Here is a 15,145-nt window from a genome sequence, read left to right as displayed (position 1 = left end):
TTGTTATCAAGGGATACTTTTCAGTATCCCTCTTTAAAAAAGAGAATGTCACTATGCGTAAGACAAAAATTGTTGCGACTCTTGGCCCTGCTAGTTGCTCAGAACAGATGATTGAAAAACTGATTTTAGCTGGCGCTAATGTATTTCGTTTAAATTTTTCACATGGTACTCGCGAACAGCATCAGTCCACAGCCGCAACTATCCGTCAGGTCGCAAAAAAACATCGTGTATTTATCGGCATTTTAGCTGATCTGCAAGGCCCTAAGATCCGTATAGCGAGTTTTAAAAATAATGCTATTCAATTAACACAAGGGGATAGTTTTATCCTCAATGCAGATTTAGACAGCACACAAGGCGATGAACAACAAGTGGGGTTAGATTACCCACAACTTGTACAAGAAGTCACACCAGGGAATATTCTGTTACTTGACGACGGTAATATCCAATTAAAAGTCCGTGCAGTAAATAATAATAATATTGAGACAGTGGTCACTGTCGGTGGAAAATTATCTAACCGTAAGGGAATTAATTTACTCGGCGGCGGTTTATCCGCACCAGCCTTAACGGACAAAGATAAGCAAGACATACACACAGCAGCCGCTATTCAAGCAGATTATATAGCCGTTTCTTTCCCTCGTAATGGTGCAGATATTGAATATGCCCGTCGTTTAATTGTTGCTGCTGGCAGTCAGGCAAAAATTGTTGCCAAAGTAGAGCGTGCAGAAGTCGTTTCATGTCAAGCCAATATGGATGACATTATTCAAGCATCGGATGTCATTATGGTAGCGCGAGGGGACTTAGCGGTTGAAATTGGCGATGCCAGTCTTCCTGGTGCACAAAAACAGTTAATTGCTCGTTGTCGTGCTCTAGGTTGCCCAGTTATTACAGCCACCCAAATGATGGAGTCCATGATTGAAAATCCAATGCCTACCCGTGCGGAGGTGATGGATATCGCTAATGCAGTAGGTGATGGCACAGATGCGGTGATGCTTTCTGCAGAAACAGCTGCAGGTAAATATCCTGAAGAAGCCGTTCGTGCAATGGCTCGTGTTGCAGAAGGTGCAGAGCGCTCTTTTGCCGCCAATGCCGAAAACCCATGGCAATCCCCTTCTTACTATTCACAAACAGGCCGTTGGATTGCTTTAGCGGCGACCACAGCAGCTTTTCATAATGATAAACATCTGAGCGTTGCTGCTTTAACTGACAATGGTCAATCAGTCACGCTTCTATCGCGCTTTATGCCAAATAACAATATTTATGCATTAACAGATAACCCCGCACTTGCTGGTCAGTTGACTGTATTACGTGGTGTAACGCCTGTCACTTATCAACGTCAAAATAATAATGATGGTGATGAAAACATCATGCAAAAACTGCAAACAGAAGGATTATTAACAGATATTCACTCACTCTTAATCACCCGTTTATCGACCTTTGAAAAAACCGGTGAAAGTGACTGTTGTCATCTGGTTCCGGTAAAACAAGTTACAACAGCTTTAACTTAATTGTCTGTTATCAAATAGCTTATGAGAGAGGCAACCTGAAGAGGCCAATAACAAGAAAAACAGTATAGCCAATTATTTTAGCCACATGGAACGTGGCTATTTTTCTTTTTAATGCACCTAACCATCATTATCTATTAAAAAATAGTGCTCCTAGCTGTTGTTTTTTTCGACAGCATCCCAATATTAATTCCTATATTCACTGTATTAATAGGAGAATATGATGGCAAGTGGATGGGCAAATGATAGTGCTGTTCAAGAACAAATTGATGCCACTATTGATGATGCCATTGCAAGAGCGCGTAACCAAATGACTCAGGGAGAAAGTGCTGAGTTTTGTGATGAGTGTGGTGAAGCAATTCCATTAGCTCGGCAAAAAGCGATTCGAGGGGTTCGCTATTGTATTAACTGCCAAGAAGCGATAGATAAAAAATATAATACCTTTAGTGGCTATAATCGCCGTGGTAGTAAAGATAGCCAACTCAGATAATGAGCACACTTCTTATACAAAAAACTGTACCTTATGTAAGCTTACTCAATCAAGGTACAGTTTATTTTATTCAATCAACTCACGAGTTAAATCTTGCTAACTTTCTTAGCACTTAAACTATGGCTCATTTCAGTAATTATCTTTAAGAAATTATCAATATGGGAACGTTCCGTATTCGGGTTCATAAAAACAGCTTTTTCACCCGGAATATAAACATAGCGATTATTTTTTGCATACTTAGAGCAAGCAATAGAGTCAACCCAGTTGGTAAATAATCCCTTTTTACCCCGTTGTAAAAATAATTTTCTATGCCATTGTGCATTATGAACCATAAAGTCATAGGCTTCTTTATCTGTCGCACAGGTTGATTCTAGATCAAAGGCAACATTAGGATCAGAGACTAAGTTTGGATCATATAATTTAAACCCAACGCTTGGGCCTTGGTTTTGAGGCACTATGACTTTGGCATTCCCCATAGCAAGTAATTGATGGCGCATATAGTTCGCGTTTTGTAGGCAATGGGCAATGATGGTTTGATAGCCTTCAATCCCCATATAATGCATCGCAGAATAAGCACCAAAAATACCAACCCCACTACGTGTACATTCAATAGTTGATTGTAAATGGGTTTGACCTTCTAATTCATGTTCAAAGTAAGTGAAGTTTTCCGGATCATTTTCAAGGGCAACAAAGTCATTGCCATTTTTCACTAACACTAAACTTGAGGTATAAGGTACATATCCCCACTTATGGAAATCGATAGTAATTGAATCAGCATATTTTAGATGTTTAAATTTCGCCACATTTTGGCGTAAACCATCTAAAGTAATATCGTTGATAGCCAGAGGGTTGCTATTAAAATCATAATCTAAGAAGAAAATAATTGGCCAACCTACTGCTGCATCGACGTGAATATGTGGTTTAACCGCGATTTCAAATTCTTCACACAGACGATCTCTTAATTCGCAAACGCCTTTAACATCATCAACGCCAAAGGTGTCCGTCGTCCCTGTCGTCAGCATAATAGTTGGTACTTTACACTTAACAGTAAAACAAGCTCTTAATTCACGCTCTAAGTGTTCTAAATTAATCGTATTATCTTCGGACACCTTAATGCGGATAGTCTTGTTATTAACATCAACCCCTAATAGCGCCAAGTTGGTCATATTAGAATAATGACCCCCTTGAGAGTTAATAATACGATAATCCTGATCGGCTGCCATGCCTAAATGTTTAGAATTAGGCATTGATTTACGTAAACCAAATAGATAACCATATAAGTTACACATGGTGCCACCCTGGGTGAAAACCCCAGAGGCAACTTCGGGATCGTACCCTACTAATTTAGCTACTTTTTTAATGGTGACTTTTTCTAAAACGTCAGCAACACCTGAGTATTCACAATAAACCATATTAGGATTGCCCATTAATCCTAATATTGAGCCATAAACACCCGGATCGCTTGGCATCGCAATGACATTTTCAACCGCTAATGGATTTTCCCAGTTTTTGCATAACGTCGACACTAACATGAGTAACTCGTTAGGATCATTCTCTGGGTAATTAATATGTTGCTGGATCTGCCCATCAGCCATTAAACGGTCAAATAACGCCTGCCCATTCTCATAACGCTGTAATTGATCCTTATCATTCGTCATGGTCTTTCTAAACTGTGTAATAGACTGAATGGTTTTATCCTGAAATATCGGCCAATACTGCGGATCACGGCTGAAAAAGTGAGCAATAACATCACGGTACTTCTTCTCAAATTCAGCATTTAGAATGTTAGCAGAAGATAAACCCAACAAATCTTGACTTTTCACTATATTCTCCAAATAAAAACCGACAATAGCTTAAATAAACTGAATAGCAATACTATACATTTTCTTATTAAAATAGTTAGTGATCTATATATAACAGTTGTTATTTAAATAGTTAACTAATAATTTATTTTATTTAAAATATATCAATAAGATAGGGATAAATGGCAAGCTATATTGACAGTCATTGCACTCCTACCCTTGCTTTTATGTGACTGACATCACAATAAAAATAGTCTCACTATTAGCATTATCGCCGGAATTAACTGTAATAATTTGATATATAATGAAAAAATATTAAAACCAAATAACTTATTGAAATTATTAGAATAGATATTTAATTAAATTAATTAATCTATTTTTAATGAAATTAATGCAATTAAAATTGCATTTAATGTAACTACAATACTCAAAATAAGAATAAAAAACTACATTACGCTTTATTAATAGATAATTTATTTTTTACTTAACTTTTACGTGACATTAAATATTAAAATAATAGTTAATGATGCTAAAGAGGCTTAATAAAAACAATCAAGTCAATAACATTAGTTATTTATACTAAAAATAATTAAAAAATTAGCATAAGTTAAAAACTTAATATATTAAACTGTTAGGGCAAATAGTATTGGTAAGCGATGATAACGAACTTTACCAATAAACTGATAATAATGATGATACAGCTGAAATAGCTGATAGAAGATTGAGTAGGAAAATCAAATTGAGATGGGGATTAATACATAAAGCGGGAACAGTATTTCTTCCCGCTTTATTAATTAGAATTCGACCTTAATGTACAAAAATTAAAACAGTCCCAATAATGTGCCAACACCTAGGGTAAAGAAGCTAAATAGCCAAATCCAACCAAATGAGTAACGTAAATGTTTACCCATATCAGTGCCTGCAAGCCCCATAGCAAGCCAAGCGGCTGGTGAGAATGGACTTACAAAGGTTCCGGCATTATTACCTATGGCCATAGCATACACAACATCAGCAACATGGACACCACCACTAGCAGTGACCTCCTGCACAATAGGCAATAGCGCAAAATAATAAGCATCAGTGCTGGTAAAGATATCCATGGGAACACCTAATATACCTACAACAATATGCAAATTATCGACCCAATGAGAAGGTAATACTGCTGCTAAATCGAGGGCAATAGCTTCCAGCATTTTCCCATTAGACATGATGCCTAAAAAAGCACCTGCCGCTAAAATAATTGCTACCATAGAGAGTGCTTGAGGAGCATGATGATTAATTATCGCTATTTGATCTTTCGGCTTAGGATAGTTGATCACTAGAGCGGCTGATAATGCAACCATAAAAATATAAGGTGCCGAAAATAATCCTAAGGCTAAACACGTAATTGAGCCGATAATTAACAGAAGGTTGATCCAAAATTTTTGTGGTTTTTCTGTTCCTGTTTCTGGCTGATCTTCATCAAATTGTCTTAATAAAGAATCTTGCTCATAAGGCGTAGTCCCTTTTAGTTTTGCTTTAGCAATACGTTTGGTTTCTCGCACCCCCATAACCGCGGCAAAAAGCATCGAGCCAAAAATACCAATTATCTGTACTGGGATGATCTTTTGCCACAATTCCGCAGCCGAAATACCGGTTACAGCCGAGGCTCTACCTAAAGGCCCTCCCCAAGGTACCATATTCATCACCCCCATACTGGTGCACATAATTAGCAACATAAGATAAGGGCTCATACCTAAACGGCGATATAGCGGTAAAAAAGCAGGAATAATAATTAAGAATGTCGCCGCACCCGAACCATCTAAATGTACAACAGCCGCGACTAACGCTGTGACAATACACACTATAATGACATTGCCACGGGTGATACTGATCATCATACGGATCAGAGGGTTAAAAATATGCAGATCTTTCATTATGCTAAAAAAAAGTATCGCAAATAAAAACATCGTTGCGACACTACTCACCTTTTTAATACCTAATTCAAAAAAAGTAGATATTTCAGTAAATGAATAACCTGCGACAAGCGCACCAATTAATGGTATGACCGACATTGCAATAATTGGGCTTGTTTTCCCCATCATTAGTAATGTCACAATAGAAATAATAATGAGTAATCCGATAATCGTTAGCACATGAGGATCCTTGTAGTCGTTATTATATTTGCACTTTATGTTACAAAAATGCTAACCACTCATGTAAAAACAGTTTCAATGATGTGAAGTTAATCACCGATTATTTTCTATATAAATATACTTAGTAAAAATCCTAATTATATTAAATAAAGTTAAAAATCAAATGAATAAAAAGAAAAATAGACATAAAAAAACCCAATGCAACATTGGGTTTCAATTCAATTTAAGCAACGAAATGTATCAATTAGTCTTCTAATAACAGAACAGATTCTAATGCAATTTCAATCATTTCATTAAAGGTAGTTTGGCGCTCTTCTGAGGTTGTTTGTGTACCTTTCTTAATGTGATCAGAAACAGTACAAATTGTCAGGGCACGTGCACCATATTCCGCAGCTACACCATAAATACCTGCTGCTTCCATTTCAACACCTAAGATGCCGTATTTTTCCATCACATCAAACATTTCTGGATCAGGCGAGTAGAAAAGATCCGCTGAGAAAATATTACCCACACGAACTTTAATATCTTTTGCTTTCGCAGCAGAGACAGCATTTTGTACTAATTCAAAATCAGCAATAGCCGCAAAATCTTGGTCTTTAAAGCGTAAGCGGTTAACTTTAGAATCTGTACATGCTCCCATACCGATCACAACATCACGTAATTCAACATCTGGTAATACCGCACCACATGAACCCACGCGAATAATCACTTTTACACCAAAATCAGTAATTAGCTCTTTAGCATAAATTGAGCAGGAAGGAATACCCATACCGTGGCCCATTACAGAAATTTTACGGCCTTTATACGTACCAGTAAAACCTAACATGCCACGAACATTATTTACTTGACGTACGTCTTGTAAAAAAGTTTCAGCAATGTATTTAGCACGAAGCGGGTCGCCCGGCATTAAAACGACATCAGCAAAATCGCCCATTTCTGCGTTAATATGAGGGGTAGCCATAATTCTTCCTTTTAATATTGATCTTTCACTATTCAAATATAATTCGGTAGACATATTGCTATGCCTACCGAAGTAAAATTAAAACATTGCTTTACCGTATTCTACTGGTGATAAACCGAAGTATTTCACAACAGTTTGTCCGATATCAGCAAAAGTTTCACGGTGACCTAATGAACCTGGTTTAACTTTTGGCCCATAAACCAGAACCGGAATGTGTTCACGGGTGTGATCTGAACCTTGCCAAGTTGGGTCACAACCATGGTCTGCGGTTAAGATCAAAATATCATCTTCTTTCACTAATTCCATCAGCTCAGGTAAGCGACGGTCGAATAATTCGAGTGCTTCACCATAACCGACAACATCACGACGGTGACCATAAGATGAGTCGAAATCAACAAAGTTAGTGAAAACGATAGTGTTATCACCTGCTAATTTCATCTCTTCAATCGTTGCATCGAACAGAGCATCAATACCTGTTGCTTTCACTTTCTTAGTAATACCTACATTTGCATAGATATCAGCAATTTTACCGATAGAGACAACGTGGCCTTGTTTTTCATCAACCAGTTTTTTCAACATAGTTGGTGCTGGTGGCTCAACAGCTAAATCATGACGATTACCTGTACGTGAGAAATTACCTGGTTTGTCGCCAATAAATGGACGAGCAATGACACGACCGATGTTGTAATCACCTTTGTTTAGTTCATCACGAGCAATTTCACATAGCTCATATAATTTATCTAAACCGAAGGTCTCTTCATGACAAGCAATTTGGAAAACGGAGTCAGCAGAAGTATAGAAAATAGGTTTCCCAGTTTTCATATGCTCTTCACCCAGTTCATCCAGAATAACCGTACCAGAAGCGTGACAGTTACCTAAATAACCCGGCAAATTGGCACGTTTAACAATGTTGTCTAGCAACTCTTGAGGGAAAGAGTTTTTCAAATCTTTAAAGTATCCCCAATCAAATAATACAGGGACACCCGCGATTTCCCAGTGGCCTGACGGTGTATCTTTACCAGAAGAGATCTCACTCGCGTAGCCATAAGCACCAATAATTTCCGCATCTTTGTCTAAACCAACAGGGAATTTACCTGTTGATTCTTCAGCCGCTTTACCTAAACCTAAACGACAAAGATTAGGTAGGTGAAGAGGACCTTTACGACCATCTTTATCCGCTTTACCTTCTGCAAATGCTTGTGCGATATGTCCTAAAGTGTCTGCGCCTTGGTCACCGAATTTCTCCGCATCACCAGCAGCACCGATACCAAAGGAATCTAATACCATGATATGTACACGTTTCATAATTCTCTCTCCTGTGTCATTTTCCGTAGACCACGGATATGTCACTTATAAATCATCATTGAGTTCTTATTCGCTGACTTGGCGATACACCATTGGTGACGTTTCACGTTTTGTCTCACCAATTACCATCGCTTTACGGACTTCTGCCGCAGCTTCTTGCCATGATTTTTCACTATTGGCATGGATCATCGCGAGTGGTGTATCTGTATTGATTTCTGTTCCTAGTGCCGCGATTTCACTTAATCCAACACTGTAATCAATAGCATCAGTTGCTTTACGGCGACCACCGCCTAAAGTCACAACTGACATACCTAAAGCACGGGTATCCATTTCTGTGACAAAACCGGCTTTCTCAGCAAATACAGGCTTACTTAATACCGCCGTTGGCAGGTATTTATTGTAGTTTTCAACAAAATCTGTAGGACCATTTTGGGCTGCAACCATACGAGCAAAGACTTCCGCTGCTTTACCGTTATCCAGCACATCTTGCAGTTTTTGGCGAGCTTGTTGACGTGAGTCAGCTAAACGACCTGACACTAACATTTCTACACACAGTGCCATCGTAACTTCAAATAAGCGTGGATTACGGTATTCACCCGTTAAGAATTGTACTGCTTCACGGACTTCCACTGCATTACCTGCACTTGATGCTAATACTTCATTCATATCAGTCAGTAGTGCTGTAGTTTGGCATCCTGCGCCATTTGCTACTTGTACAATTGATTCTGCTAGCTCTTCCGATTTCTGATATGTTGGCATAAAGGCACCTGAGCCAACTTTAACGTCCATCACTAATGCATCCAAACCTTCAGCTAATTTTTTACCTAAAATAGATGCAGTGATAAGCGGGATTGAATCAACGGTAGCAGTAATATCACGTGTAGCGTAAAAGCGTTTATCAGCAGGTGCTAATGAATTGGTTTGCCCAATAATTGCTACACCAACATGACGAATAATATCGCGGAATTTTTCATCATCAGGGAAAATATCAAAGCCGGGAATAGCCTCAAGCTTATCAAGAGTTCCACCAGTATGACCTAATCCACGACCAGAAATCATCGGAACATAACCACCACAAGCAGCGACCATTGGCCCTAACATCAGTGATGTAACATCGCCAACACCGCCTGTTGAGTGTTTATCAACAATAGGACCATTTAAGTTTAGACTCTTCCAGTTTAGTACAGTACCGGAATCACGCATGGCTAATGTCAAAGCCACACGTTCAGGCATGGTCATATCATGAAAATAAATTGTCATTGCAAGTGCTGCAATTTGACCTTCAGAAACAGTATTATCTCTGACGCCATTAATGAAAAAACGGATCTCTTCTTCAGTTAAAGGATGACCATCACGCTTTTTACGAATAATTTCTTGGGCAAGAAACACTGCAACCTCCTGGTATTATAGCATTGATAACGCCCACCCATTGTAGGGTAGGCATACTTCATAAATGAATTAATAACCACTAGACGATTTTTGTTCGCCATGACCGAGTGTGGCTAATAAATTACCTAACAGACTTGATGCACCAAAACGGAAGTGGCGAGCATCAACCCAGTTATCACCCATAATACGGTTTGCTAATGCAAGGTATTGCGCAGCTTCTTCAGCTGTACGTACCCCACCCGCTGGTTTAAAACCAACTTCTTTGCCAACACCCATATCGTGGATCACTTGAAGCATTAATTCAGCGCTTTCCAGTGTTGCATTAACAGGCACTTTACCTGTGGATGTTTTGATAAAATCAGCACCTGCTTTAATTGAGATTTCAGATGCTTTACGAATGAGCGCAGCATCTTTCAACTCACCCGTTTCAATAATAACTTTCAGTAAAGCACCCGCTTTAGCGCAAGCGTCTTTACATGCTTTAACGATATCAAAACCGATTTGTTCATTACCTGCCATTAATGCGCGGTAAGGAAAAACAACATCAACCTCATCAGCACCATAAGCTAATGCTGCATTAGTTTCAGCTAATGCGATATCTAAATCATCATTACCATGAGGGAAGTTAGTTACGGTTGCAATACGAATTTCTGGTGTTCCCTGTTCACGTAATACTTTACGAGCCAGTGGAATAAAGCGTGGGTAGATACAGATTGCGGCTGTATTACCTTCTGGGCTTTTCGCCTGATGACATAGTTTTGTCACTTTTTCATCAGTGTCGTCATCATTTAAGGTGGTTAAATCCATCAAAGACAGCGCAAGGCGCGCTGCAGCGGTTAAATCTGTCATAAAACTCTCCAACGATGTTTCTCAAGCCCTCTATGGGCATACGCTTTAAGGTTAGCGATTAATTTTGTTGGCGAGCGGACTTGGTTCCTTGAAGATGTGGTTGTAACAAGTGCTACAACGACAGCTGAGCTCCCTCTCACCGCGCTATGCTCACTTCGGCGACCCGTCATTGAGCTTTCGCCATTCCATGAAGTTTCAGCACATCTTATTTGAACACGCTAGAGAACAATTAGATGTGCTTTCTGTCACAAGAATAAAATGAAACTTGCAACTAAAGACATTAAATTGTGATTAGAATCACAAAAATTTTATTTTCTGGTTTAATGTTACTCGAATAAAGTCAGTAAGTCGTCTTTATAACGTAAAAACTTTTACTTTTAATGAAATGACTCATTAATTGGCTAACTTCTCTACAAGTTGCGAAGTAACTCACATATATATAAAGGTAGTTAACATTACAACAGAAAACAAACAAAAAGAGCAGATAAGCAATTACCTATCTGCTCTGTAAATACTTTCTTATTTAAGCAGCAACCACAGCCATTGCGGTTAATGCAAAAAAGAAGCCGGCGATGGTTGCACTCATTAAGTTAGAGAGTGTACCCGCTAAAACGGCTTTCATACCTAAGCGTGCGACATCTTTACGACGGTTTGGTGCCATTCCCCCTAAACCACCCAGTAATACCGCAACAGAGGAAAGGTTAGCAAATCCACACAGCGCAAAAGAGATAATCACTTTTGTTTGTTCAGACAAGGCCATTAAACCCGCTGCTGCTAATTGTGATTCATCTTGCAGATATTTACTAAACTCCGAGTAAGCATAGAATTCGTTGATCACCAGTTTTTGACCAATAAAAGAGCCAGCAATGGTTGCCTCACTCCAAGGCACACCAATTAAGAAGGCGATTGGTGCAAATACCCAGCCTAAGATTAATTCTAGCGAGAAGTCTTCATAACCGAACCAGCCACCAATTCCGCCAAGAATACCATTAATTAAGGCAATTAATGCGACAAAAGCGAGTAGCATTGCACCTACGTTTAACGCAAGTTGTAATCCTGAAGAAGCCCCTGATGCCGCAGCATCAATAATATTAGCGGGTTTTTCTTCATCACTTAAGTTATCAAAAGCATCTTTTTGATCATCAGGTGTTTCTGTTTCAGGAACCAAGAGTTTTGCGAAGAGTAAACCACCGGGTGCTGCCATAAATGAAGCGGTGATCAAATACTCCAATGGCACACCCATACTTGCATAACCTGCCAATACCGAACCTGCCACTGATGCTAATCCACCACACATCACCGCAAAAAGTTCTGAGGTTGTCATTCTAGCAATATAGGGGCGAACCACCAGTGGTGCTTCTGTTTGTCCAACGAAGATATTGGCTGTTGCAGACATTGATTCAGTACGAGAAGTGCCTAATACTTTTTGTAATCCGCCACCTAAAATCTTAATGACAAATTGCATGATACCTAAGTAATAAAGTACTGCTATCAATGAAGAGAAGAACACAATAACAGGTAAAACACGCAAAGCAAAAACAAAGCCACCGCTGCCAAATAGCTCAAACATTTTGTCGGAAACTAAGCCAGCAAAAAGGAAGCTCATGCCGTTTTCACCATAATCGATGACATTTTTAACGGCATCAGAAATAGCCAATAACACTTTACGGCCACTTTCTGAATAAAGTACAAATGCGCCTAAACCAATTTGAATAAGGAATGCGCCACCGACCGTGCGTAATTTTATTGCACGTCGGTTGCTGGAGAAAAGAATGGCTATCAATATCAATGTGGCCATTCCGACCAAGCTCATAATGAGGTGCATTGAAGGATCCCTGTTCATATAAAAATTTAATGGATTATCAATAAGCTTGTTACTAAGTTTATTGACTCTTTTTTTGCCAGATAATTATACCTAGTCCCAGAAAAGAACCCTCTATATCCATCACAATTAGCATCTTAAAAAAGTAACATAAAAGTCACAAATGAGATCTAAATCACACTAAAAAGCAAAAAACGCACTTAATGGATAAAGTTCATTTGGAAAAGTGGTTAGCAGTTTAATAAAAAACGGTAATACGAATGGCAGAATAATTACTAATTTACTTAAAACTAGGCATCATCTGTTAACTGAAATAATTGTAGACTATTTAGGTAAAGTTGGTTTGCAATAACCTCTGCTGACTCTTGACGCAATTCACAAAGAGAAGAAAAAACAGCGAGAATTCGCTCAGGGCGGTTAGGCTCGCCTTGAAAACCACTTACAGGCATATCAGGCGCATCCGTTTCTAATAACAAGCGCTCTAAGGGTAGAGAGGCAATTGCACGACGTGTTTTTTGTGCACGTGGATAAGTGATAGTGCCCCCTACCCCAATGAAATAGCCTTGTTGAACAAAACGTTCTGCTTGTTGCAGACTGCCGGAAAAACCATGGATCACACCTTTACGAGGAACTGAATAACGGCGCAAAATAGCACTTAGGTTATCATGAGTTTTACGTGAATGAAGGATCACTGGTAAATCAAATTCTATCGCCAATTTAAGTTGTGCTATTAAAAATTGTTGCTGTTTTTCCGGATGTGGATTTGTCATATAGTTATCCAAACCCATCTCCCCCATTGCAACACAACGTGGCGTCGTTTTTAGGCGTGTTTTAAGTTCAATCAAGTGCTGCTCTGTATGCGCTTCAATATATAAAGGATGCAAACCTAGTGCACAATATAGTGCATTGTTATAACGAGACAATTCCGTTACCGCGTCCCAATTCCACTGAGCAACCGCAGGAATAATAATTTTTTTTACCTGAGCCTGTTGTGCTAAAGCAAGGCTATTCTCAAGGTCGTGATAAAAGACGGGAAAATCAAAATGACAATGCGTATCAATAAATCGACTCATTCTTGAACACTCCTTACTTCAGGGTGCACACTCCGAGTTCCTTTTTGAATGATTTCGGCATCTTCCGCTTTATCTGCTTTTGCTTCATTTTCAAATAGGCTAAATATTTTTTTATCGTGTTGCTGAAATTTTTTCTTAGAGAAGTGTTGACCAATAGTGGCTAGAAAATAGCGCCCACAGCGTCTACCAACATGATAATCATGATTTAATGCACTTAAACGGCTTCCTAATGCACTAGATTGTAGTGTTGTTGGTGGATATATTTCAATGATAACGGCATCTTCAGGTGGAGATTGGATAAATCTTAGTGTGTCAGTATAAGTTTCAATATGGACTTGAGCCATATTGAGAAAGCGTTGAAAACGGCCATTCTCAAACCATTTTCCCATTTTATCCACCCACTCGGTGGTATATTGATATTCAGACGGTACGGTTCGTATAACGACAATTGTACGACAACCACGACGATAAGCCTCTTTTACCGGGATCGCATCACTAATACCGCCATCATGGTAAACAACATCTTGAAATAAAACACCATTGCGATAAAACGCGGGGATCGCACTGGAGGCTTTCACAATATCAAGCCATGTGCTTTTTTCTGGTTGAAAATAATTTGCCTTAAAATTGTCGGAGCGACTTGCCACCATATAAAACTCGCGACCACTATCGAAACGACGTAATGCTTTAGGCATATTTAAAGGCATTTCTTTCGAAGTGGTTTCTATATACCAATCAAGATCGAGTAAATTTCCCCCACGAACAAAACGAATCGGATTAAAGAATTGGTTATTGGTGGTATAACGGTTAATGACTCTGCGGGCGTACCCCCTTTGTCCACAAGCAAAAGCAGATAAGTTTTGCGCCCCCGCGGATACCCCTAGGAGTAGATCAAAAGGATCAAATTGAGAGCGCATAAATTCATCAAGAACACCGGCAGTAAAGATGCCTCGCTGTCCACCGCCTTCGCAAACTAATGCAACTTTGCCTTGTGGTAAGGATGATTGAAATTCAAGTGCAGTAATATTATTTAATGTAACCGGTATATACTTCCCCATAGAGTCTCCTTAATACAACCTTATAAGGATACTCGCACCTGTTTTCAAGGTCATTCTTTTTAATCACTAATTAAAATAAATTAAGTCGCTATTAAGTTAGCCTTGAATATTCACTGATGATTCAACGCTTTTTACACCATCAATTTTTTCAATGATCTGAATGATTTGTTTTTCCTGATCTGCATTTTTAACAAAGCCGGCAACTGTGACATGACCAAATTCAGTACGAATTGAAAGTGATCCACTGTCAATGGAGGGGTTAGGTAATAGTGTTTCTTCGATTTTTTTCGATATTGCCGTATCGCTTAATTCATTGTTAACATTACTGGTAGTTTTATCAATTTCGTTATACCACGATGTCTCCGCAATAGTTGCTGTACTTATCATTGTCACTGTCATACCCGTGACGAGCGCTAATACTAATTTTATTTTTTGTTGATTCATTGCTTCCCCCTGCTCATAAATTAATCATGACAGGAAATGTGTGTATTTTTTATCAAATTATTAACAAGTACTTCAGTTACACTACTAAGTTATGAGTAGCAAATAAAGTAATAAATAGTAAATAAAGATAACTTTTTGTAATTTTAATCTAAAAAATAGCCATTTATATGTAAAAAGTTTTTATTTTATTTATACAATGAGTATAAAAATATCATTATTAGGATAGCAGAGAATAGAAAGAGTAATAGCTGATTAAAGGGTAGTTTTTATTAGAATATCGACGGAATATAAATAGTATAGATAAGATTATTGAGT

12 protein-coding genes are annotated in these 15,145 nt (G+C 38.6%); 2 read left to right on the top strand and 10 right to left on the bottom strand.

From position 1 onward, the window contains the following. Nucleotides 1-53 precede the first annotated feature (53 nt). Both pyk and HMPREF3129_RS16275 read left to right on the top strand, forming a co-directional pair. Nucleotides 54-1,505 (top strand): pyruvate kinase, encoded by a 1,452-nt coding sequence (gene pyk, locus HMPREF3129_RS16280; RefSeq protein ID WP_036919024.1) that lies wholly within the window; start codon nt 54-56, stop codon nt 1,503-1,505. 220 nt (nt 1,506-1,725) lie between these two features. Further along, a complete protein-coding gene (locus tag HMPREF3129_RS16275) occupies nt 1,726-1,992 on the top strand; it encodes a DksA/TraR family C4-type zinc finger protein (protein WP_004249427.1) in 267 nt (88 codons plus the stop codon). An 86-nt stretch (nt 1,993-2,078) separates the two neighbouring features. Here the strand turns inward: HMPREF3129_RS16275 and HMPREF3129_RS16270 are convergent, their stop codons facing one another. From HMPREF3129_RS16270 to HMPREF3129_RS16225, 10 genes are all read right to left on the bottom strand, one after another. After that, a complete protein-coding gene (locus HMPREF3129_RS16270; RefSeq protein WP_004249425.1) occupies nt 2,079-3,815 on the bottom strand; it encodes a pyridoxal phosphate-dependent decarboxylase family protein in 1,737 nt (578 codons plus the stop codon). Between the two features lie 800 nt (nt 3,816-4,615). Next, nucleotides 4,616-5,929 carry a CitMHS family transporter gene (locus tag HMPREF3129_RS16265; RefSeq protein ID WP_004249424.1) on the bottom strand — a complete coding sequence of 438 codons (1,314 nt, stop codon included), beginning with the start codon at nt 5,927-5,929 and terminating at the stop codon, nt 4,616-4,618. 244 nt (nt 5,930-6,173) lie between these two features. Further along, on the bottom strand, nt 6,174-6,890 hold the full coding sequence (deoD, locus tag HMPREF3129_RS16260; protein WP_004249423.1) for a purine-nucleoside phosphorylase: 717 nt from the start codon (nt 6,888-6,890) through the stop codon (nt 6,174-6,176). A 78-nt stretch (nt 6,891-6,968) separates the two neighbouring features. Further along, a complete protein-coding gene (gene deoB / locus HMPREF3129_RS16255) occupies nt 6,969-8,195 on the bottom strand; it encodes a phosphopentomutase (RefSeq protein ID WP_004245637.1) in 1,227 nt (408 codons plus the stop codon). Nucleotides 8,196-8,261: 66 nt separating this feature from the next. Continuing rightward, complete coding sequence (gene deoA, locus HMPREF3129_RS16250) at nt 8,262-9,584, bottom strand: thymidine phosphorylase (protein WP_004245639.1); 1,323 nt, start codon at nt 9,582-9,584, stop codon at nt 8,262-8,264. A gap of 69 nt (nt 9,585-9,653) precedes the next feature. Beyond that, a complete protein-coding gene (deoC, locus tag HMPREF3129_RS16245; protein ID WP_004249420.1) occupies nt 9,654-10,433 on the bottom strand; it encodes a deoxyribose-phosphate aldolase in 780 nt (259 codons plus the stop codon). Nucleotides 10,434-10,956: 523 nt separating this feature from the next. Then, nucleotides 10,957-12,258 carry a NupC/NupG family nucleoside CNT transporter gene (locus tag HMPREF3129_RS16240; RefSeq protein WP_004250187.1) on the bottom strand — a complete coding sequence of 434 codons (1,302 nt, stop codon included), beginning with the start codon at nt 12,256-12,258 and terminating at the stop codon, nt 10,957-10,959. A gap of 287 nt (nt 12,259-12,545) precedes the next feature. Further along, the gene (locus tag HMPREF3129_RS16235; RefSeq protein WP_004249416.1) at nt 12,546-13,328 is read right to left on the bottom strand and encodes a metal-dependent hydrolase; all 783 of its coding nucleotides are present in this window, start codon (nt 13,326-13,328) and stop codon (nt 12,546-12,548) included. After that, a complete protein-coding gene (locus HMPREF3129_RS16230) occupies nt 13,325-14,386 on the bottom strand; it encodes a patatin-like phospholipase family protein (RefSeq protein ID WP_004245643.1) in 1,062 nt (353 codons plus the stop codon). The genes HMPREF3129_RS16235 and HMPREF3129_RS16230 overlap by 4 nt, the downstream gene beginning before the upstream one ends. 96 nt (nt 14,387-14,482) lie before the next feature. After that, nucleotides 14,483-14,830, bottom strand: coding sequence for a BON domain-containing protein (locus HMPREF3129_RS16225; protein WP_036919027.1), 348 nt, complete (start codon nt 14,828-14,830; stop codon nt 14,483-14,485). Nucleotides 14,831-15,145 lie beyond the last annotated feature (315 nt).

The organism is Proteus sp. HMSC14B05 (genome assembly GCF_001808035.1).
In the GTDB taxonomy this organism is placed as follows: Bacteria; Pseudomonadota; Gammaproteobacteria; order Enterobacterales; family Enterobacteriaceae; genus Proteus; species Proteus mirabilis.
This window is presented reverse-complemented; position numbering and strand designations above follow the sequence as displayed.

Coding starts and splice junctions, on each gene's coding strand:
- pyk (WP_036919024.1), top strand. CDS start 54: ATGCGTAAGACAAAAATTGTTGCGACTCTTGGCCCTGCTAGTTGCTCA.
- HMPREF3129_RS16275 (WP_004249427.1), top strand. CDS start 1,726: ATGGCAAGTGGATGGGCAAATGATAGTGCTGTTCAAGAACAAATTGAT.
- deoD (WP_004249423.1), bottom strand. CDS start 6,890: ATGGCTACCCCTCATATTAACGCAGAAATGGGCGATTTTGCTGATGTC.
- deoB (WP_004245637.1), bottom strand. CDS start 8,195: ATGAAACGTGTACATATCATGGTATTAGATTCCTTTGGTATCGGTGCT.
- deoC (WP_004249420.1), bottom strand. CDS start 10,433: ATGACAGATTTAACCGCTGCAGCGCGCCTTGCGCTGTCTTTGATGGAT.
- HMPREF3129_RS16240 (WP_004250187.1), bottom strand. CDS start 12,258: ATGCACCTCATTATGAGCTTGGTCGGAATGGCCACATTGATATTGATA.
- HMPREF3129_RS16235 (WP_004249416.1), bottom strand. CDS start 13,328: ATGAGTCGATTTATTGATACGCATTGTCATTTTGATTTTCCCGTCTTT.
- HMPREF3129_RS16230 (WP_004245643.1), bottom strand. CDS start 14,386: ATGGGGAAGTATATACCGGTTACATTAAATAATATTACTGCACTTGAA.
- HMPREF3129_RS16225 (WP_036919027.1), bottom strand. CDS start 14,830: ATGAATCAACAAAAAATAAAATTAGTATTAGCGCTCGTCACGGGTATG.